Source organism: Saccharothrix tamanrassetensis (assembly GCF_014203665.1).
Taxonomy (GTDB): Bacteria; Actinomycetota; Actinomycetes; order Mycobacteriales; family Pseudonocardiaceae; genus Actinosynnema; species Actinosynnema tamanrassetense.
This window is the reverse complement of record NZ_JACHJN010000011.1, coordinates 205,481-225,234: the sequence shown is the minus strand read 5'-3', so window position 1 is coordinate 225,234 and position 19,754 is coordinate 205,481. Positions and strand designations below refer to the sequence as shown.

The following is a 19,754-nucleotide window of genomic DNA, read 5'->3' as shown; positions in this document are numbered from 1 at the left end:
GGAGGTGGGTCCACGGTGACGGATGTTCTGCTCAAGATCGGTGAACTCGCCGCGAGAGCACAGGTCAGCCCCCGCACCGTCGACTACTACACCGGCCTCGGCCTGCTCAACCCCGCCAAGCGCACCGCCGGCAACTACCGCCTGTACCACCCGACCGACGTCGAGCGCATCCACCTCGTGCAGCGGCTGGAAGTGCAGGGCGTGCCGCTGGAGGAGATCGCCACCGCGTTGCGGGACCGGCACGCCGACGTCGCGGTCATCCTGGACCGCATCGACGCGGACCTGCGCACCCTCCAGGCGGCGGCGGAGGCGGCCTCGCCCGAGGTGCACGGCTTACTGGCGGCCATCGCCACCCGCGTCCACTCCCTGATCACCGTCGCCCTCCAGATCCCGCCCGACCTCCCCCTGCCGTGACTCGCGGCACAGCCGGACCTCGGTGATCGCGTGGTGCTCCACGTCGAGCACCTCGATCGTCCAGTCCGACACGGAGACCCGCTCGCCCGGCCGTTCCGGGATGTGGCCCAGGATCACCAGCACCAGCCCGGCGATGGTCGCGTAGTCGCCCTCGGGCGCGTCCGGCAGCTCCACGCCGATGTCCACCAGGTCGTGCATGGGGAAGGTGCCGGGCAGCACCAGCGAGCCGTCCTCGTCGTTGCGCACCGCCATCACGTCGCGGTCGGTCTCGTCCATGATCTCGCCGACGATCTCCTCCAGCAGGTCCTCCAGCGTGACCATGCCCGCGACCGCGCCGTGCTCGTCCACCACCAGCGCCATCTGCTCGCGCTCGGCCTTGAACCGGCGCAACGCGTCCGACACCCGGACCGAGTCGGGGAGCACCAGCGCCTGCCGCGCCACCTCGGCCACCGTCTTCCCGTCCCGCAGCAGGTCGCGCAGGTGCACCACGCCGACCAGCTCGTCCAGGTGCCCGCCGCGCGCCACCGGGGCGCGGGAGTGCCCGGAGGCGGCCAACTCCTCCCGCGCCTCGGCCACGTCCAGCTCGGCCGCCAGCGTGACCACCGCCCGGCGCGGCACCAGCACCTCGCGCAACCGGCGCTCGTGGATCTCCAGCGCCCCGGTGATGATCGTCCGCTGCTCGGGGTTGAGGGCGCGCTGGGCTTCGACCAGTTCCCGCAGCTCCTCCGGCGACAGCTGCTCGGACTCCGCCTCGGGCTTGCCGCCGAGCATCCGGACGACCACGTTCGTGGCCGCGCTCAGCGTCCACACCGCCGGCCGGGAGATCGCCGACAGCACGTCCAGCGGCCGGGCCACCAGCAGCGCCCACCGCAGCGCGTACTGCATCGCCAGCCGCTTGGGCGCGAGCTCGCCGAACACCAGCGTCAGGAACGTCAGCACGATCGTCACCAGCGCGACGGCCACCGGGTTCGCCGCGCCGTCCAGGAACTCCAGCAGCGGGACCAGCGGCTCGGCCAGCGACACGGCGGCCGTCGCGGACGCCAGGAACCCGGCCAGCGTGATGCCGATCTGGATGGTCGCGAGGAACCGGTTCGGGTCGCGCGCCAACCGGACCAACGTCCGCGCACTCGCCCGCCCGTCCCGTTCGAGGGCCCGCAGCTGGCCTTCGCGCAACGAGATCAGCGCCATCTCGCTGCCCGCGAACACCGCGTTCAGCAGCACCAGCACCCCGACGAGCGCCAGGTTGAAACCGTAGCCGTCCACACCCACTCCGCATCCCCGACCGAGTGCCCGAGACGCTACTGGGGGATCACCGCCGGCACAGTTCGGGGAACGCCGGGGGCCCGTTCACCGGCGCTTCGCCGAAGACCGCCGGGGCTTGCGGGCCGGGTCGGGGGTTTCCGCGACCAGGTCCTCCGGCGCGGACAGCCGCCAGGCCTCGTAGACCAGCTCGGCGAGCTCGTCCGCCTCGACCCCGGCCAGCCGGACGACGACCCAGCCGAACCCGCCGGCGGTGAACTGCTCCTCGAACACCTCGGGCCGTTCGGCCACCAGCGCCAACTGCTCGGACAGCGTCTGCTTCAGCCCGACGGTCTGCGTCTGCGGCCAGTAGTAGCCGAACCGCTTGCCGCGCACGCCGAACGAGCTGTAGTGCCCGCCCTCCGCACGTTCCACACCGGGCAGCGTGCCCAGGGTCCGGAAGAACTCGCCACTGTCCACAGCCACCGCGAAGCCCCCACAAGTCCGATTGCCGCAGTATAAGTGCCTGTTGCGGGCAATCCGCCGCGGTACGACAAGGGGAGTACGACCACGTGCGCGGCCGGAGTTGGTGCGGGCTCACGGCCGAAGTGCCCCCGGCGTTCGCCGAGGCGACGGCGAATGCCGGGGGCACTGCGAAACGCAAGGGCTACTCCTCGCGCGCCCACGCCTTCCTCAGGGCGAGCTTGCCTCCCGTGTGCAGCAGGGAACCGGAGTAGATGCGGCTCGCCAGCAGCACGGTCAGCACGGCGGTCCCGGCCAGCAGACCCAGTGATGCCAACGCTTCCCACGCCGAAGCCTGGCCGGCGAACATGCGCACGGGCATGGCGATGGCGGACGAGAACGGGACGAACGACAGGACGGTGAGCACGGAGGCGTTGTCGGCGAAGAACATCACCGCGAAGTACGGGCCCAGCACCAGCATCACCACCAGGCCCATGCTCGAACCGAGGTCCTCCTGCCTGCTGACCAGCGATCCGGTGACCGCCCACATCGACGCCAGCAGCACGAAACCCAGGACGAGGAACGGCACGAACCAGCCCAGCGCGGGTGCGACCAGGGCCAGCAGGTCCGAGTGGCCGCCCAGCCGCAACGCGATCGGCGCGGCCACCGCGATCACCAGGATCTGGCCGATGGTCAGCAGCACGTGCCCGGCGATCTTGCCCGCGAGCAGCGCCCGCACCGGAACGGTCGACACCAGGATCTCCACGATCCGGGTCTGCTTCTCGGTGACCGTGCTCTGCGCGATCGCCGTGCCGCCCATGCCGAACAGCAGGAAGATCAGCGAGAACACCATGATCACCAGCTGGCGCTGACCCTGGCCGACCTCGGACGCGTCGAGCAGGTCCACCGGCGGCGCGGTGCGCAGGGCGGCCACGACTTCGGTCGGCGGGTCGTTGAGCGCGACCACCCGGACACCGGAACCGCTCGCGTCCGGCACGACCGCCGCCTCCACCTCCTCCGAGCGGACGAGGTCCTGCGCGGCGGACAGGTCGCCGACCGTGCGGACCTCCAAGTCGGTGCCCACCAGCACTTCCGCGGCCTTCGCGCCGACCGCGGCGACCTTGGTCTGGCCACCGCCCAGCACCGTCGGCAGGATCGACATCGCGAACAGCCCGATCACGGTCACCGCGAGGCCGATCCAGAAACCCTTGCTGCGCAGGAAGGTCTTCACCTCGCGTTCGGCGATCAGCCGGGTGGCCGCCGCGAAACCCCGCGTCTTCCCCTCGTGCCCGGTCGCGGTGGTCATCAGATCGCCTCCATGAAGATCTCGTCGAGCGTCGGCACGACGGGCGTGAAGCTGCGGACGGTGCCCCGGCGCAGGGCGGCTTCCAGCACGGCCCGGTCCGCGTCGGGCCGACCGTCGAGCTCGAACACGGCGCGCGGGCCGTCCACGTCGACCACCCGGACACCCGGGACGTCCCGCACCCAACCGGCGTCGGAGGCGACGACCAGCTCGAACCGCGTGGTGCCGTACCGGGCGCGGAGTTCGTCCCGGGCGCCACTCGCGGCGATCTTGCCGCCGGAGATGATGACCACGTCGTCGCACAGCCGTTCCACCACCGACAACTGGTGGCTGGAGAACAGCACCGGCACGCCGTTCGCCGCGCGTTCGCGCAGCACACCCAGCACCGTCTCGACCGCGATGGGGTCCAGCCCGGAGAACGGCTCGTCCAGGATGAGCATCACCGGGTCGTGCACGAGGGCGGCGGCGATCTGCGCGCGCTGCTGGTTGCCCAGGGACAGCTCCTCCAGCTTGTCCTTCCCGCGGTGACCGAGTTCGAGCTGGTCGAGCAGGCGCTCGGTGTTGCGCTTCGCGGTGGCCTGGTCGAGCCCGTGCAGCTGCCCGAGCCACGCGATCTGCTCGGCCACCCCCATCTTCGGGTACAGGCCGCGCTCCTCGGGCATGTACCCGAACCGCTGCCGCACCGCCCCGGTCACCGGCGAGCCGCGCCAGGTCACCGTGCCGCTGTGCGCGGCGAGGACCCCCAGGACGATCCGCATGGTGGTGGTCTTGCCCGACCCGTTCGCCCCCAGGAACCCGGTCATCCGACCGGGCCGCACCTCGAACGACACCCCGTCGAGAACCTGGAGGTCGCCGAAGCTCCGGCCGATCGACGTCACTGTCAGCATGTCCGGAACGCTATGCGGCGGACCGGTCCGCCACGTCCGGCGCGCGATCGACTCCGCGGGTCCTCCGCGAGGAGGACCCTACGACCGTCCCGGTGCGACGATCCCGTGCTCGTAGGCGAACACCACGGCGTGCGTCCGGTCGCGGAGGGACAGCTTGGCGAGGATGCGCGACACGTGCGTCTTCACCGTCGTCTCGCCCAGGTACAGGGCGGTGGCGATCTCGGCGTTGCTCGCGCCGCGCGCCAGGTGCACCAGCACCTCGAACTCGCGGTCGGTCAGCTCCGGCGGGCGGCGGGACGGCGTCGACGGGGACGGGGTGCCGAAGCGGGCGATGACCCGGCGGGTGACCTCGGGTGAGAGCAGGGCGTCGCCGCGGGCCACGATCCGGATGGACTCGACCAGGTCCTCCGGGGACGAGTTCTTGAGCAGGAACCCGCTCGCGCCCGCCCGCAGCGCCTCGAACAGGTAGTCCTCCCGGTCGAACGTGGTGAGGATGACCACCTTGATCGGGTGGTCCGCCCCGGCCGGGCCGAGGATGCGGCGGGTGGCCTCCAGGCCGTCCACGCCGGGCATCTGGACGTCCATGAGCACCACGTCGGGCCGGAGCCGGCCGACCACGGCCACGGCTTCCAGCCCGTCCCGCGCCTCGCCGACCACGTCGATGTCCTCCTCGGTGCCGAGGATGACCCGGAAGCCGGCGCGCACGAGGTCCTGGTCGTCGGCGAGCACCACGCGCAGAGTCATGCCGGAAACCTCGCACGGACCAGGTAGCCGCCGTCGCGCCGGGGTCCGGCTTCGAGTTCGCCGCCGTGCACCGCGACCCGTTCACGCATGCCCACGAGGCCGAACCCGCTGCGTTCGGGCCTACCGGTCCGGCCGCGGCCGTCGTCGGAGACCTCGATCTCCAGCGACGTTTCCAGGAACCGCACGCGCACGTCGGCTCTGCGCGCGCCCGCGTGCTTGACGACGTTCGTCAGAGACTCCTGGACGACCCGGTACGCGGACAGCGCGACACCCTCGGGTATCGGCCGCGGGTCGCCGTAGATTCCGTGATCCACCGCCACGCCTGCCCGTTCGGCCATCGTCGCGAGTTCGGGCAGCTGGTCGAGCCCGGGGGACGAGGTCTCGCCGTCGCGGACGTCCAGGACGTCGTCGGACGGTTCGGCGCGCAGGACGCCCAGCAGGCCGCGCAACTCGCCGATCGCGGTGCGCGCGGTGTCCTCGATGGTCCGCAACGCCTCGCGCGTCAACTCGCGGTCGCGGTCCAGCACGCGGCGCGCCGCGCCCGCCTGGACGCCCATCACCGACACGTGGTGCGCCACCACGTCGTGCAGGTCCCGCGCGATGCGCACCCGTTCGGCGACGATCGCGCCCCGCGTGTTCTGCTCCTGGGACCGCCGCAGCTGTTCCGCGCGGTGCGCCAGCTCGGCCTGTCGGCGGGCGGACAGCCACGCCATGCCGCCGAAGAAGTACGCGGACAGGAAGAACAGCAGGTTGAACACGATGCCGTAGAGCACCGACGCGAGCATCGGGTCCAACGGCCCGGCCGCGTTCTCGAACGGCGGGGCGTTGTGCACCAGCAACCGCACGAGCCCGTACGCGAGCCAGCAGAACATGACCGCGATCACGCCCAGCCGCACGCGCCGCGCGGCCGTCCGGTCCTGCGCCCACGCGCCCACGCTGTACAAGGCGATGAACAGCGCGATCGACGGCACCAGGTTGTCGGCGACCTGCCTCGCCTGCCCGGCGATGAACAGCACGCTGACCACGAGCAGCACGGTCGACGGGAACCGCCGCCGCAGCACCAGCGGCAGGGTCACCGCGACGCTCCACGCGAACTGCTCCGCCAGGTGCGGTGCGACACCGCTCGCGAACACGCCCATGCTGTTCACCAGCACGGTCATCACCACGGCACTCGCCGTGACGGCCAGCCCCGACCAGATGTCGTGCCGCTGCTGCGCGGCAGTCGGCCGGGGCCGTCGCCACTCGCTCCACAGCGGCTCGGCGTGACCGTCCGGACACGACCCGTCGTCGGGTACGGCGGTTGTCATGCCCAGAACGTAGCGCGCGCTCGCCCGGCGTCGGCTCAGGCGGGTTCGCCGCGCACCGGCCTGCCGGGGAACGCGTCGGTCCGCAGCTCGCCGTCGCGCACCACGAACGTGCCGCCCACCAGCAGGTGGTCGACGCCGGTGGACGGCCTGGTCGGGTCCAGGTAGGTGGCCGTGTCGGTGATCGTGTCGGGGTCCAGCACCACGATGTCGGCGTCCGCGCCCACGCCGAGGTGGCCCTTCGCCCGAGCCGCCGGCGCGATCGCGTCCACGACCCGCGCGGGCAGGTAGGAGCAGCGGCGGAACGCGTCGAGCCAGGACCACGTGCCGGACTCGCGGACCATCAGCCGCAGTGACTTCGCGTACGTGCCCGCGGTGCGCGGGTGGGTGCGGCCGTCGGGCGGCAGCGGCCACTCGTGGCTCTCGTGGGCACTGCCCCACGTGACGGGCATCGCGTCGCTGGCCACGATCGAATCCGGGAACGCCAGCGACCGCTGCAGCAACGCGAAGTCGGCCGGGTCTTCCTCGTCCAGGAACGACACCACGCACAGCGCCCCCGGATCGGTCTCCCGCAGTTCGCGCAGCCTCGCCAGGTCGGCGAGCCGCTCGCCGGTCTCGACCATCATGATGTGCCGCGGCCCGATGTTCCACGCCGGGAGCCGTTCGGGGGCCAGGAAGAACGCGCCGATGCCGGTGCTCCCGGCCCCGTACGGGTAGCACTCCACGGTCACCCGGGATCCCTCGGCGCGGGTCTTCGCGAGCATCCCCAGGACCCGGTCGACGTGTCGGCCGGACGTGCTGTTGACGTGGCAGTGGTGCATCGGCGCGCCGGTCTCCACGGCGGCCCGGACGACCTCGGAAGAGCCGTCGACCGGCGTGGTGGGGTCGGCCTCCACCAACTCGCGGACGTGCGTGTACATCGGCGCGTCGGCCCGTGCGGACAGCTCCGCCATGGCCAGGAACTCGGCGGGGTCGGTCCGGGGCGCGTAGCCGAGCAGCACGCCGATGCCCAGCGCGCCGGCCGCGATCTCGCGTTCCAGCACGGCCAGCCAGGCGCGCAGTTCGGCCCGCGACGACGATCGTTGCCAGCGCGGGTCGTCCAGCAGCTTCAGGCCGCTGAAGAAGTCGGCGTCCGGCTCCACGCCCAGCAGCACCTGCGCCCGCGCGGCGCCCCAGGACGCCGAGAAGCCGTAGTTGAGCGGACGACCCGCGGCGGCGGCCTCGGCGTAGGCGCGGTCGACGGGGTTGAGACCGGACTCCAGGTCCAGGGCCGTCGTGACGCCGTCCATGGCCTGGAGGCGGTGACCCGCGACGCTGTGCACGTGGCTGTGCAGGTCGATGAAACCGGGGCCGACGATCCGACCGGTGACATCGACGGTGGTGGCGTCCGGGGCGGCCAGGTCCGGGCCGACGGCGGCGATCCTGCCGTCCCGCACCAGCACGTCCGCGACCTGGTCCAGTCCTGTGCCCGGATCGACGACCCGGCCTCCGCGCAGCAGCAGCATGCTGCCAGTCCACCACGAACGGCCCGGAGCGTTCTTCGTCGTTCTGCACAACACCAGCCGTCCGGGTTGGTAGTAGTTGATGAAGCACGCCTCGTGCGATCCGACGAACGGGAGCGGCGGAATCGGTCGCGATGTCCGATGACCGGCCGGTCGGAGGCGGCCAGACTCTTCGCACATCGCCGACGAGAGGACCGGCCCGTGGCCACCGACGCCGCAACGGACTTCGTGGACAGGGAAGGGGACACCATGAGCACCGCACTGCCCGCGGGCCTGCTCGCAACTCCCGAGTGGCAGGAACGGCTGGACATCCTGGCGATCCGGCACGACGTGCCCGGCGTGCAGGTCGGCGTGCTGGCCCTCGGTCCGGACGGCGAGGCCGACATCCGGGTGATGGTCTCCGGCGTGACGAGCCTGGGTACCGGCGTCCCGGTCACCGAGGACACGTTGTTCCAGTACGGTTCCATCAGCAAGGTGTGGACCGCGACGCTGATCATGCAACTGGTGGACGAGGGCCTGCTGACCCTGGACACGCGGGTTGTGGACGTGCTGCCCGAGTTCGCCATCGCGGACCCCGAGCACACCGCCGCCATCACCGTGCGGCACCTGTTGACCCACACCAGCGGGATCGACGGCGACATCTTCACCGACACCGGGGACAACGACGACTGCGTGGCGAAGTACGTCGCCTCGCTGGTCGGTGCCGCGAGCACCACCCGTCCCGGCGGGCCGCTGAGCTACTGCAACGCGGGCTTCGTGGTGGCCGGCCGGATCGTGGAAGTGCTGCGGGGCACGGCTTGGGACGACGCGATCGCCACTCGCATCGCCCGTCCGTTGGGGTTGACGCACCTCATCACCAGGGCCAAGGACGCGCCGCTGTTCCGCACGGCGGTGGGACACCTGGCGAATCCCGACCCGAAGTCCGCGCAGGCCGTCGTGCCGACCGCGCAGTGGATGCTGCCGCGTTCCGTCGGCCCGGCCGGCTTGGTGACCGGTACCGCTGACGCGTTGCTGCGGTTCTCCGCTATGCACCTGCGGGACGGCATGGGGCTCAGCGGGGAGCGCGTGCTGTCCGCGGCCTCGGTCTCGGCCATGCGGACGCACCAGGTCGACTTGACGAAGGTGTCCACTGTGGACCAGTCGTGGGGTCTCGGGTGGATCCTGTCCGACTGGGCGCGCGGTGACGGCGTGGTGACCTCCGTGCAGCACGGCGGGCACACCATCGGGCAGAGAGCCAAGCTGCACACGTTCCCGGAGCTGGGTCTCGCGATCTGCGTGCTCACCAACTCCGACAGCGGCGGCGGTTTCGCCGAGGAGATCGAGAGCGCCATCGGCGCGGAACTCGGCCTGACGTTCCCGTCGCCGGCGATGGAGGACGGCGCGGACATAAGCCGTCTGGTGGGCAGCTACGAGTCGGTCATGATGCGGTTCAGCCTGTCGCACGAGGACGGGCGGTACTTCCTGGACATGGAGAGCAAGTCGCCGGCGGCCCAGGGCGCACCGGAACCACGCCGTGAAGCACGCCCCTCCGGACCCGGTCGGTTCGTGGTCGACATGGACGGGTCTCGCATCGAGTTCTCGCACCTGACCGAGGGTGACGACGAGTACCTCTACATGTTCCGCTTGTTCAAGCGCATCACGAACTGAACCCAACCCACTCACCCAGGCCGCCGAACCCGACCTCCCGACCCACGACCACAAAGCCCTTGCCGCGCAATGCTCCGTGCGCGCCGCACACACCTGTGTCTTCGTGTTCTCCCCGTATGGCCTGCGCGCAGCGAACCGCGCTTGTCCTTGGGGCGCAAGCACGCTTTTCGCTTGCGCCCCAAGGACAAGGGTGGTTGTCTTTGACCAGGCCATGCGGGGAGAACACGACGCTTTGCTTTGTTCTTCAAGCCTCCTTGGAGGCCTGCCCGTCCGGCGAGGACGCTTGTGATCCTTCGACCGAGGGTGGTCACCGACCACGCTCTCGACCGGACCACGCTGAAAGAAAAGAAGAAGAGCGTCCTCGCCGGACGGGCAGACCACCAAGGATGAGGGCAAAGCTCTTCGAGCTTTGCGGGTGGTGCTGTGTGTCATCCCCGTACGGCCTGGTCAAAGACAACCACGCTTGTCGTGGGGGTGCAAGCGGTGGAGCGTGCTTGCACCCCCACGACAAGCGTGGTTCGCTGCGCGCAGGCCGTACGGGGATGACACACAGCACGGCAGAGGTGTGCGCTGCGGGCGCAAGGCGGAGCTTCAGGCGTTGCTTTCCTTCCGCGCCAACAGGTAGTTGCCGTGTCGGTCGAATCCGGTGACGGTGGAGCCGGCGTCCAGTTCGGCGGTCAGTGCCTCGCGCAACGCCGATCGCCAGGCCCGCGAGGTCTCCGGTGCGGTGCGGCGCAACGACTCGATGTCGGCCGGGGTCGGGACCACCACGAGGGGCGCGTCGGACGTCACGGTCCGGGGCGCGGTGTCGTGGACGATGAGCGCGGGCAGCGCCGGCGGGTCATCGGTGGGACGGTCGGGCAGTGGCTCGGCGAGCGACCATTCGACCAGGAGCCGGTCGCTGGCGTCACCGTCGTTGATCGCGTCGACCATCGGACCGTAGAAGTCGGTGAGGTAGCCCTCGGCGCGCGCGCCGAGCTTGGCCAGGTTGAAGTAGGCGTTGCGACGCACCAGCGGGTCGAACGTCCAGGCGATGGTGGTGATGCCGGCCGCCAACGCCCAGGCGCGCTGGTGCAGCTTGATCGCCAGTCCGACGCTCCGGCCCTGCACGGCGGGTGACACGCCCGCGATGTGGCTGTGCAGGTGCCGGTTGTCCGGCCGGCCGTTCATGCCCACCGACATGCCGACCAGGTCGTCGCCCGCGTACGCGCCGGCGACGTAGTTGCCCGCTTTGGCCAGCGCCCGCAGGATCCCGGTGGTCAACGCGGTCTGCTCGGCGGTCGGCCGCCAGATCGACCGGTACAGCTCGTACGCGGCACCGAGTTCGGCGAACGTGTCCAGGGTCCGGACGACGACACCGGCCCGTGCGGCGGCGGCGTGCGCGTCCCGCCGCGCCCGGTCGAGCAGCGGCGAGGCGGTGTCCGCGAGGAGATCCGTCATGGCAGTCATCCTGCTGAGCAGGCGCGGACGGAGTCTCTGGCCGACGACACCTAAAGCCGTCGGCCCGTTCGTCGGATCCGACGAGGCGTTCGGGCGGCGGATTCCGGCCCGGCGGATGTCAGCCCGGCAGGCCGCGGATCGCGGCCCGACGGTCGGCCCGGCGGCACTGCGCGGCGCCACGGCCGACGCCCCGGCGTCCGAGCCGACGGGGCGGATCCCGTCGAATGCCCCACTCCACCACTCCGGCCGCGGCGTGCGGACTGCCGCGGCCGTCAGGTCACTTGCCGACGGGGCAGACGCAACCCCGCTCGTGCCGCCCGGCGGTGGTCGCGGTGCAGAAGCGCACCGAGATCGCGTCGTGCGCGGCCAACGGGTGGGCGCACGCGGCGCACTGCCCCTCGGTGAGCTGTTCCACGATCACCCCGGACGTTTCCGCGGTCACCTCGATTGCCTGCATGCCTGCTCCTCGTATCGGTCGGTTCCACCGTCGACGTGCCCGGTCGAGGGTCTGGCGCGTGGCGCGGTTCGGTGCACGACCCGTGGCGGGGGTGCGGCGAGGTGGGTGGTCGGGCCCGACGTCATGTCGGTGCTCCCGTCTCCGATCGACCGGCGACCGGCGCGTGGTGCGCCGAGGACGACGCCGGCTCGACTGCCGGCGCGCGGAATGCTCTCGGTACCACTGATGATACGCCGTCCCGGTTGTCCGCTCCGGCGGACCGGTGACTCGCCTTGTGACCTGCTCCCACCCCGGACTACGGTGCTTTCGAATGCTCCTGCCCGCCCGGTCCCCGCGGACACCCGTTCTTCCGCCGAGTGCGCTCCGGGCGCGGCGTTCCAGACGTCGCCGTGACTGCCGATGTCGCCGTGGGTCGTCCGGTGGAGGACACCACCGATCGCCCACTCGGATGACATCGAGCGCGGGGAGGACGCCCATGACGGCGTCGAGGACGTCCACGGGTCGACGGACGCCTGCTGCCTCGCGGTGCCCCCAGGCGGGTTCGGTGCGGGAGCAGCGGGTTTCGGTCCGCGGACCGGGCCTGCTCGCCGTGCGCAGTTCCCGAGGCGGTCCGGTACCCGGCGCGGGGTCACGCCGGCGGGAGGGTCGTCGGCACGGTGTGCGGCGCGGTCGTCGCAAGGGGGAGGGGCCTCGTGAGGCGGCTGGGTGCCGCCTCACGAGGCCGTCAGCCGACGCTCAGTACACGTAGCACTCGGTTCCGGCGTAGCTCGCCGCCCGGACGTCCGCCGAGGCCAGCTGACCGCGGAACTTGCGGTCGACCTCGGCGCGCTCCGCGCTGTTCGGCAGGTCGTTCTTGCACGACGCCGGGGCGCTGGAGCCCGACATCAGGTCGGTGCACAGCCCGGTCCGCCGGTCGGGCAGGCCGAGGATGTGCCCGATCTCGTGGGTGGCGATGCGGGGCCGGTAGTGGCCCATCTGCACGGCCTGACGACCCATGTAGACGGTGCCGTTGCCCAGGGACGTCGGCATGGCCCGCGGCCAGCCGTTGTCCGCGTAGATCCGGATGTTCGTCGGGGTGCCGGGGCCTTTCTTGACCAACCGGACGTTGGCCACGGAGTTGTTCCAGTTCTCCGCCGCCTTGTCCCAGTCCGCCACGAACTCCTGGGCTTGGCTGGTGTCGTAGTACAGGGTGCGCACCAGCGCCTGGGTCTCCGCCGCCGACGCGCTGGGCGCGGTGACCGCTACCAGCGGCAACAGCAGGCCCAGGGCCAGTACGGCGGCACGCGCGACCTTTCGCACGAGCATGGTGATCTCCTTTGAGCAGGGAACAGCAGGGAACCCGTGACAGGGAGGCTCCCGCAGCCAAGTAACCATGGGTAGCGGAGGATGACCAGACCCGTACGTAGGGTTGTGTGGTCCGGACACCGGGATTGGGATGTCCGGATGGAGGGAGGCGCGACCGTCCGGCCCATCCCGCTGGCCCGGAAGCGGGCAGGGCTGTTCGCGAATCGGACACCGGCTTTTCTGCTGCCGGACACCGGGCCACTGCGTAGGGTGGACGGCGGCGCCGTTCGGTAACCGTCTGCAAAGGACTTCCATGGCACTCGAACAGACCGCGAACGCCACCGAAGCCCCGTGGTGGACCTCCGCCGTGGTCTACCAGGTGTACCCCCGCAGCTTCGCCGACTCCGACGGCGACGGGATCGGCGACCTGGCCGGGATCACCGCGCGGCTGGACCACCTGTCCCGGCTCGGCGTGGACGTGGTCTGGCTGTCCCCGGTGTACGCCTCGCCGCAGGCCGACAACGGCTACGACATCTCCGACTACCAGGCGGTCGACCCGGTGTTCGGCACCCTGGAGGACTTCGACCGGCTGCTCGCCGACGTGCACGCGCGCGGCATGAAGCTGATCATGGACCTGGTGGTCAACCACACCTCCGACGAGCACCCGTGGTTCGTGGAGTCCCGCTCCTCCGAGGACAACCCGAAACGGGACTGGTACTGGTGGCGTCCGGCCCGGCCGGGGTTCCGCCCCGGCGAGCCGGGCGCGGAGCCGACCAACTGGGAGTCGTTCTTCTCCGGCCCCGCGTGGACCCTCGACGAGACGACCGGCGAGTACTACCTGCGCCTGTTCGACCGCAAGCAGCCCGACCTCAACTGGGAGAACCCCGAGGTGCGGCAGGCGGTGCACGCGATGATGCGGTGGTGGCTGGACCGGGGCGTGGACGGCTTCCGGATGGACGTCATCAACCTCATCTCGAAGGACCCGGCACTGCCCGACGGCGCGACCACCGGCCTCGGTGCGCTCGGCGACGGGTTCCCCCACTACGCGACGGGCCCGCGCATCCACGAGTTCATCCAGGAGATGCACCGCGAGGTGTTCGAGGGTCGCGAGGGGCAGTTCCTGACCGTCGGCGAGATGCCCGGCGTCACGTGGGAGGCCGCCCGGCGGTTCACCGACCCGGCCCGCAGGGAACTGGACATGGTGTTCCAGTTCGAGCACGTGTCGCTGGACCACGGGCCGGCCGGCAAGTTCGACCCGAGGCCGCTGGACCTGCGCGACCTCAAGGCGTCCCTGGGCCACTGGCAGACCGCGCTGGCCGACGTCGGCTGGAACAGCCTGTACTGGAACAACCACGACCAGCCCCGGGTGGTGTCGCGGTTCGGCGACGACGGGAAGTGGTGGCGGGAGTCGGCTACCGCGCTGGCCACCGTGCTGCACCTGCACCGCGGCACGCCGTACGTGTACCAGGGCGAGGAACTGGGCATGACGAACGCGCCGTTCGAGAGCGTCGAGGACATGCGGGACGTCGAGTCGCTGAACTACCACCGGATGGCGGTGGCGGCCGGGCACGACCCGGAGGAGGTGCTGCGCGGCCTGCGGGCGATGGGGCGGGACAACGCCCGCACCCCCGTGCAGTGGGACGCCGGGCGCCACGCCGGGTTCACCACGGGCGAGCCGTGGATGCCGGTCAACCCCAACCACCGCTGGCTCAACGCCGAGGCGCAGTACGACGATCCGCGCTCGGTGTTCCACCACTACCGGCGGCTGATCCGGTTGCGGCACGAGCACCCCGTCGTGGCGCTGGGCGACTTCCACATGCTGCTGCCCGACGACCCGCACATCTACGCGTACGAGCGGACGTTGGACGGCACGCGGCTGCTGGTCGTCGCGAACCTCTCCGGTGAGGAGCAGACCGCCGTCGTCGACGGCGACTGGTCGACGCAGCACCTGGTGCTGTCCAACGTCGACAAGGTCCGCGCGGACAGCGGCAGGATCACCCTGGAGCCGTGGGCAGCGCACATCTTCATGCACTGAGTCCACAGTGGACGAGTGCGGCTCATCGCCCGCCCTCGCTACACCTCTCCTGCGAACGGCGTAGGGGCGCGTAAATCGGGCGCGCCACCGCACGCACTCGTTCACACTGGTCGGGTGCTGTTGACCTTGACGACCACCCATCGCCCGGCGACCGACCTCGGACACCTGCTGCACAAGCATCCCGAGCGGGCGCAGTCGTTCTCCACGTCCTCGGGCACCGCGCACGTGTTCTACCCGCGCGCGGACGAGGAGGAGTGCACCGTCGCGCTCCTGTTGGAGGTCGACCCCGTGGCGCTGGTACGAGGTCCCGGCAGCACCCTCACCCAGTACGTCAACGACCGCCCGTACGTCGCCAACTCGCTGCTGACGGTCGCCCTCGGCTCGGTGTTCCGCACCGCGATGAACGGCCGCAGCGAGAGCCGCGAGGAGCTGGCCGGCACACCGATCCCGCTCGCCGTGCGGATCCCGGTGCTGCCGCACCGCCTGGTGGAACGCCTGTTCACGCCGCTGGGCTGGACGGCGGACATCACGCCGATCGCGCTCGACGAGCACGGCGACTCCCGCTACGCGGACGTCACCCTCACCGGCACGCTCACCCTGTCCGACGCCCTCAAGCACCTGTACGTGCTGCTGCCCGTGCTCGACGGCAGCAAGCACTACTACGTGGCCGAGGACGAGGTGGACAAGCTGCTGCGTGCCGGAGAGGGCTGGCTGGGCGGCCACCCCGACTGCGAGCTGATCACCACCCGGTACCTGATGCGCCGCCGCCCGCTGGTGCAGTCCGCGCTGTCCCGGCTCGCCGACGTGGACGAGGTGGAGCCCGAGGAACTGGACAACGCGCTCGCCGAGCCCCGTGTCTCGCTGGCGGTCCAGCGCAGGGAAGTCGTCGTCGCGCAGCTGAAAGAGGCCGGTGCGCGGCGGGTGCTCGACCTGGGCTGCGGCGGCGGTGCGCTGCTGCGCGCCCTGCTCGCGGAACCGGGGTTCACCGAGATCCACGGTGTCGACGTGTCCGCGCAGGCGCTGCACGTCGCGGCGCGCAAGCTCGGCGTGGACCGGATGGGTGACCGGCAGCGGGCCCGGCTGACGCTGCGCCAGTCCTCGCTGACCTACGCCGACCCGGAGCTCGCAGGGTACGACGCGGCCGTGCTGATGGAGGTCGTGGAGCACCTGGACCCGGTGCGGCTGCCCGCGTTGGAGCACTCGGTGTTCGTCGTCGCCCGCCCGCGCACCGTGCTGGTCACGACGCCCAACGTCGAGTACAACGAGCTGTTCGAAACGCTGCCGGCGGGGCAGTTCCGGCACTCGGACCACCGCTTCGAGTGGACCCGTGCCGAGTTCCGCACGTGGGCCGACGGGGTCGCGCAGCGGCGCGGCTACGCGGTCCGCCACCTGCCTGTCGGGCCGGCGGACGCCGATCGCGGCGCGCCGACCCAGCTCGCGGTCTTCACCCTGGGGGACGACGACTGATGGAACTCAAGATCCCGGACCTGTGCCTGGTGGTGCTGGTCGGCGCGTCCGGCTCGGGCAAGTCCACGTTCGCGCGGAAGCACTTCCTGCCCACGCAGGTGCTGTCCAGCGACTACTTCCGCGGGCTGGTCGCCGACGACGAGAACGACCAGTCGGCGTCCGGCGCGGCCTTCGACGTGCTGCACTACGTGGCGGGCAAGCGGTTGCACGCCGGCCGCACCACCGTGGTCGACGCGACGAACGTGCAGCGCGCCGACCGCGCCCACCTGGTCGGACTCGCCCGCGCGCACAACGTGCTGCCGGTGGCGATCGTGCTGGACGCCCCGGAGGAGGTGTGCCTGGCGCGCAACGCCTCCCGCCCGGACCGCGACTTCGGGCCGCACGTGGTGCGCCGGCACCGTGCCGCGTTGCGCAAGTCGTTGAAGTTCCTCGCCAAGGAGGGCTTCAAGCGGGTGCACGTGCTGCGCACGCAGTCCGAAGTGGACGACGCGGTCATCGTGCCGGAGAGGCTGCTCAACGACCTGCGCCACGAGAGCGGGCCGTTCGACGTGATCGGCGACGTGCACGGCTGCCGGGCGGAGCTGGAGGAGCTGCTCGTCGCGCTGGGCTACGACCTGGTGCGGGACGACGAGGGCCGTGCGGTGGACGCCGTGCCGCCGGTCGGTCGTCGGGCGGCGTTCGTCGGCGACCTGGTCGACCGGGGGCCGGACACGCCCGGCGTGCTGCGCCTGGTGATGGGCATGGTCGAGAACGGGCACGCGTTCGCGGTGTGCGGCAACCACGAGCAGAAGCTGGTGCGCGCGCTGCGCGGCCGCGGCGTCCAGGTCAAGCACGGCCTGGCCGAGTCGCTGGCGCAGCTGGCGGCGGAACCGGAGGAGTTCCGCGCGCGGGCGGAACGGTTCTGCGACGGCCTGGTGGCGCACTACGTGCTGGACGGCGGTGCCCTCGTGCTGGCGCACGCCGGTCTGCCGGAACGCTTCCACGGCCGCGCTTCCGCGCGGGTGCGCAGCTTCGCCCTGTACGGCGACACGACCGGCGAGACCGACGAGTACGGCCTGCCGGTGCGCTACCCGTGGGCCAACGAGTACCGGGGCAAGGCGACGGTCCTTTATGGACACACGCCGATCCCGGACGTGGAGTGGGTCAACAACACCATGTGCCTGGACACCGGTGTGGTGTTCGGCGGCAAGCTGACCGCCCTGCGCTACCCCGAACGCGAGGTCGTGTCGGTGGCCGCGCACGAAATCTGGTACGAACCGGTCCGCCCGTTGGTCGAGGCGACCCCGGAACGCGAGCCGGACGTCCTCGCCCTGTCCGACGTCACCGGCCGCCGCGTGATCGACACGGCCCACCGGGGCCGGATCGCCGTGCGCCCGGAACAGGCCGCGTCGGCCTTGGAGGTGATGAGCCGCTTCGCGATCGACCCGCACGCGCTGCTCTACCTGCCGCCGACGATGGCACCCACCGCGACGTCCCAGCGGCCGGACGTGCTGGAGCACCCCGAGGACGCGTTCGCCGAGTACCGCGACGCGGGCGTGCGCGAGGTGATCTGCGAGGAGAAGCACATGGGCTCGCGCGCCGTCGTGCTCGTGCGCGAGGACTCCGGCGCGGTCCACACCCGCACCGGCCGCCCGTTCTTCGACGGCGCGCTGGCCGACGAGTTCCTGGCACGCGTCCGCGCGTCGGTGACCGACGCCGGGCTGTGGGACCGCTTCGACACGGACTGGCTGCTGCTGGACGCCGAACTGCTCCCGTGGAACGCCAAGGCGGCCGGCCTCATCAAGGACCAGTACGCGCCCGTGGGCGCGGCGGCGGTCGGCGCCCTCACCGCCGCCTCGGACGTGCTGGCGCGCACCCGCGACCGGGGTGTGGACGTGGCGGACCTGCTCGCCCGCACCACGTCGCGGCTGTCCAACGCCACCGGCTACCGCGACGCGTACCAGAAGTACTGCCGGCCCACCGACGGCCTGACCGGTGTCCGCCTGGCCCCGTTCCAGCTGCTGGCGGCACGGGGCCGGACGTTCCACGACCGGGACCACCTGTGGCACCTGGACGTGCTGTCGACCCTCCGCGGCGAGGTCTTCACCCGGACCCGCCACCTCGTGGTCGACACCACCGACGAGGTCCGGGTCGCCGAGGGCGTCCGCTGGTGGGAGGAGCTGACCGGGGCCGGCGGCGAAGGCATGGTCGTCAAGCCGCTGGCCAACCTCACGCGGGGCCGCCGGGGCCTGGTCCAGCCGGGGATCAAGGTCCGCGGTCGCGAGTACCTGCGCATCGTCTACGGCCCGGACTACACCGAACCGGAGAACCTGGTCCGCCTGCGCCGCCGGGCCCTGGGCGCCAAGCGCTCGCTGGCCCTGCGCGAGTACGCCCTGGGGCTGGAGGCGCTGGAGCGGGCCGCGCGCGACGAGCCCCTGTGGCGCGTGCACGAGTGCGTGTTCGCCGTGCTGGCGCTGGAGTCGGAACCGGTGGACCCGAGGCTGTAGGGCCTGCCGCACCGGGCGCTGCGCCGGGTGGCCCCATCCGGGGCACCCGGCGCAGCACACCTTGGTCCTGCCGGGCGATCATTCGCCGCTGCGCTCACACCGTCGGCGCACTCGTGGTTACCGTGGGCTGCGCACACCGGAGCCGATCGAGGTGATCGTTTGTGTTATCGCACGAGTTCCCGATGCCGTACACGATCCTGGTTTTCGACGTCGACCGCTACGGCGATCCGTCGCGAACGGACTTCCACCGGACCGCCGTGCACAACGGCCTCAACCGGGCGGTGCGGCGGGCTTTCGCGGAAGCGGCGGTGGAGTGGGATTCCTGCGACTGGCAGGACGGCGGCGACGGCGGGCTGATCTTGATTCCGGTGACCACCCCGAAAGTCGTGGTGCTGAACCGGGTGGTGCGGAATCTCGCGGACGCCGTGCGGGAGCACAACGAGGTGTCCGCGGCCGAGGCGCGCATTCGGCTCAGATTGTGCCTGCACGCCGCCGACGTGCGCCGTGCGGAGTACGGGGTGGTGGGCAGCGGCATCATCCTGGTCAGTCGGCTGCTGGCGTCCGCAGAATTACGGAATGAATGCCGAAATTCCCCTGAACCGGTCACCCTGGCGGTCACCGACGGCTTCTTCCGGGAGGTGGTCCGGCACGACCCGGTGGCCGAACCGGGAAAGTTCCGGGAAATCCGCTTCCGGGTGAAGGAGACGGAGACCGCCGGTTGGGTGAAGACCGCCTGGCAACCGCCGCCCGCAGCGCCCGCGGAACCGTTCGCGGACCGGCCCGACCGGCTGACCGCGCTGGTGGAGGCGCTGCTGGAGGTGCCCAGCGTGCAGGACGAGGTGGCCCGCCGGGCGCTGCTGGAGCTGCTCCCGCGGCCGATCGGCGGATCCGTCCGCTACCAGCCGCGGGCCCGTCCGCACGTATTCGAGCTGGTCCGGACCTGCCGCGACTACGACCGCGGTATCGCCGCGCTGTTCATCGCCCTGCGGAAAATGGAGGGCGACTCGGCGCCGGTGCGCCGGGCGGAGGCGGCGGCGCGCGAATGGACCACCGGGGAAGATGTGATCGGATAGTCCCGCGCGG

The 19,754-nt window shown here is 71.3% G+C and carries 16 protein-coding genes; 6 read left to right on the top strand and 10 right to left on the bottom strand.

What is annotated here, in order from left to right; genetic code table 11:
* Positions 1-15 precede the first annotated feature (15 nt).
* Positions 16-414 (top strand): MerR family transcriptional regulator, encoded by a 399-nt coding sequence (locus FHS29_RS30315; RefSeq protein ID WP_184696532.1) that lies wholly within the window; start codon positions 16-18, stop codon positions 412-414.
* Here the strand turns inward: FHS29_RS30315 and FHS29_RS30310 are convergent.
* The 7 genes from FHS29_RS30310 to FHS29_RS30280 all read right to left on the bottom strand — a co-directional run bounded on the left by FHS29_RS30310 (position 334) and on the right by FHS29_RS30280 (position 7,858).
* Positions 334-1,677, bottom strand: a complete 1,344-nt coding sequence (locus FHS29_RS30310) for a hemolysin family protein (protein ID WP_184696530.1) — start codon at positions 1,675-1,677, stop codon at positions 334-336. The two genes, FHS29_RS30315 and FHS29_RS30310, sit on opposite strands and share 81 nt — an antisense overlap.
* 84 nt (positions 1,678-1,761) lie before the next feature.
* A complete protein-coding gene (locus tag FHS29_RS30305) occupies positions 1,762-2,139 on the bottom strand; it encodes an MmcQ/YjbR family DNA-binding protein (RefSeq protein ID WP_184696528.1) in 378 nt (125 codons plus the stop codon).
* A 181-nt stretch (positions 2,140-2,320) separates the two neighbouring features.
* A complete protein-coding gene (locus FHS29_RS30300) occupies positions 2,321-3,421 on the bottom strand; it encodes an ABC transporter permease (protein ID WP_184696526.1) in 1,101 nt (366 codons plus the stop codon).
* Positions 3,421-4,305: an ABC transporter ATP-binding protein gene (locus tag FHS29_RS30295; RefSeq protein WP_184696524.1), complete on the bottom strand. Its 885-nt coding sequence runs from the start codon at positions 4,303-4,305 to the stop codon at positions 3,421-3,423. The genes FHS29_RS30300 and FHS29_RS30295 overlap by 1 nt, the downstream gene beginning before the upstream one ends.
* Before the next feature lie 78 nt (positions 4,306-4,383).
* A complete protein-coding gene (locus tag FHS29_RS30290) occupies positions 4,384-5,049 on the bottom strand; it encodes a response regulator (protein ID WP_184696522.1) in 666 nt (221 codons plus the stop codon).
* Positions 5,046-6,356: a sensor histidine kinase gene (locus FHS29_RS30285; RefSeq protein ID WP_184696520.1), complete on the bottom strand. Its 1,311-nt coding sequence runs from the start codon at positions 6,354-6,356 to the stop codon at positions 5,046-5,048. The genes FHS29_RS30290 and FHS29_RS30285 overlap by 4 nt, the downstream gene beginning before the upstream one ends.
* A gap of 35 nt (positions 6,357-6,391) precedes the next feature.
* Positions 6,392-7,858 carry an amidohydrolase family protein gene (locus FHS29_RS30280; protein ID WP_184696518.1) on the bottom strand — a complete coding sequence of 489 codons (1,467 nt, stop codon included), beginning with the start codon at positions 7,856-7,858 and terminating at the stop codon, positions 6,392-6,394.
* A gap of 246 nt (positions 7,859-8,104) precedes the next feature.
* Between FHS29_RS30280 and FHS29_RS30275 the strand changes: the two genes are divergently transcribed.
* Positions 8,105-9,502, top strand: coding sequence for a serine hydrolase domain-containing protein (locus FHS29_RS30275; RefSeq protein WP_184696516.1), 1,398 nt, complete (start codon positions 8,105-8,107; stop codon positions 9,500-9,502).
* Positions 9,503-10,093: 591 nt separating this feature from the next.
* Here FHS29_RS30275 and FHS29_RS30270 read toward each other — a convergent pair.
* The 3 genes from FHS29_RS30270 to FHS29_RS30260 form a co-directional block, all read right to left on the bottom strand.
* Positions 10,094-10,942 (bottom strand): GNAT family N-acetyltransferase, encoded by an 849-nt coding sequence (locus FHS29_RS30270; RefSeq protein ID WP_184696514.1) that lies wholly within the window; start codon positions 10,940-10,942, stop codon positions 10,094-10,096.
* A 277-nt stretch (positions 10,943-11,219) separates the two neighbouring features.
* Complete coding sequence (locus FHS29_RS30265; RefSeq protein ID WP_184696684.1) at positions 11,220-11,399, bottom strand: RGCVC family protein; 180 nt, start codon at positions 11,397-11,399, stop codon at positions 11,220-11,222.
* A 735-nt stretch (positions 11,400-12,134) separates the two neighbouring features.
* A complete protein-coding gene (locus FHS29_RS30260) occupies positions 12,135-12,704 on the bottom strand; it encodes a snapalysin family zinc-dependent metalloprotease (protein ID WP_184696512.1) in 570 nt (189 codons plus the stop codon).
* A gap of 292 nt (positions 12,705-12,996) precedes the next feature.
* Between FHS29_RS30260 and FHS29_RS30255 the strand changes: the two genes are divergently transcribed.
* The 4 genes from FHS29_RS30255 to FHS29_RS30240 all read left to right on the top strand — a co-directional run bounded on the left by FHS29_RS30255 (position 12,997) and on the right by FHS29_RS30240 (position 19,744).
* Complete coding sequence (locus tag FHS29_RS30255; RefSeq protein WP_184696510.1) at positions 12,997-14,718, top strand: glycoside hydrolase family 13 protein; 1,722 nt, start codon at positions 12,997-12,999, stop codon at positions 14,716-14,718.
* 114 nt (positions 14,719-14,832) lie between these two features.
* On the top strand, positions 14,833-16,185 hold the full coding sequence (locus FHS29_RS30250) for a 3' terminal RNA ribose 2'-O-methyltransferase Hen1 (RefSeq protein WP_184696508.1): 1,353 nt from the start codon (positions 14,833-14,835) through the stop codon (positions 16,183-16,185).
* Entirely contained in the window at positions 16,185-18,671 is a 2,487-nt protein-coding gene (locus FHS29_RS30245; RefSeq protein ID WP_184696506.1) for a polynucleotide kinase-phosphatase, read from the top strand. The genes FHS29_RS30250 and FHS29_RS30245 overlap by 1 nt, the downstream gene beginning before the upstream one ends.
* Before the next feature lie 182 nt (positions 18,672-18,853).
* Positions 18,854-19,744: an effector-associated domain 2-containing protein gene (locus tag FHS29_RS30240; RefSeq protein WP_184696504.1), complete on the top strand. Its 891-nt coding sequence runs from the start codon at positions 18,854-18,856 to the stop codon at positions 19,742-19,744.
* The last annotated feature ends 10 nt before the right edge of the window (positions 19,745-19,754 follow it).

Excerpts from the sequence above, each read along its gene's own strand:
- FHS29_RS30300 (WP_184696526.1), bottom strand. The coding sequence starts at position 3,421 with ATGACCACCGCGACCGGGCACGAGGGGAAGACGCGGGGTTTCGCGGCG.
- FHS29_RS30295 (WP_184696524.1), bottom strand. The coding sequence starts at position 4,305 with ATGCTGACAGTGACGTCGATCGGCCGGAGCTTCGGCGACCTCCAGGTT.
- FHS29_RS30290 (WP_184696522.1), bottom strand. The coding sequence starts at position 5,049 with ATGACTCTGCGCGTGGTGCTCGCCGACGACCAGGACCTCGTGCGCGCC.
- FHS29_RS30285 (WP_184696520.1), bottom strand. The coding sequence starts at position 6,356 with ATGACAACCGCCGTACCCGACGACGGGTCGTGTCCGGACGGTCACGCC.
- FHS29_RS30280 (WP_184696518.1), bottom strand. The coding sequence starts at position 7,858 with ATGCTGCTGCTGCGCGGAGGCCGGGTCGTCGATCCGGGCACAGGACTG.
- FHS29_RS30275 (WP_184696516.1), top strand. The coding sequence starts at position 8,105 with ATGAGCACCGCACTGCCCGCGGGCCTGCTCGCAACTCCCGAGTGGCAG.
- FHS29_RS30270 (WP_184696514.1), bottom strand. The coding sequence starts at position 10,942 with ATGACGGATCTCCTCGCGGACACCGCCTCGCCGCTGCTCGACCGGGCG.
- FHS29_RS30265 (WP_184696684.1), bottom strand. The coding sequence starts at position 11,399 with ATGCAGGCAATCGAGGTGACCGCGGAAACGTCCGGGGTGATCGTGGAA.
- FHS29_RS30260 (WP_184696512.1), bottom strand. The coding sequence starts at position 12,704 with ATGCTCGTGCGAAAGGTCGCGCGTGCCGCCGTACTGGCCCTGGGCCTG.
- FHS29_RS30255 (WP_184696510.1), top strand. The coding sequence starts at position 12,997 with ATGGCACTCGAACAGACCGCGAACGCCACCGAAGCCCCGTGGTGGACC.
- FHS29_RS30245 (WP_184696506.1), top strand. The coding sequence starts at position 16,185 with ATGGAACTCAAGATCCCGGACCTGTGCCTGGTGGTGCTGGTCGGCGCG.
- FHS29_RS30240 (WP_184696504.1), top strand. The coding sequence starts at position 18,854 with ATGCCGTACACGATCCTGGTTTTCGACGTCGACCGCTACGGCGATCCG.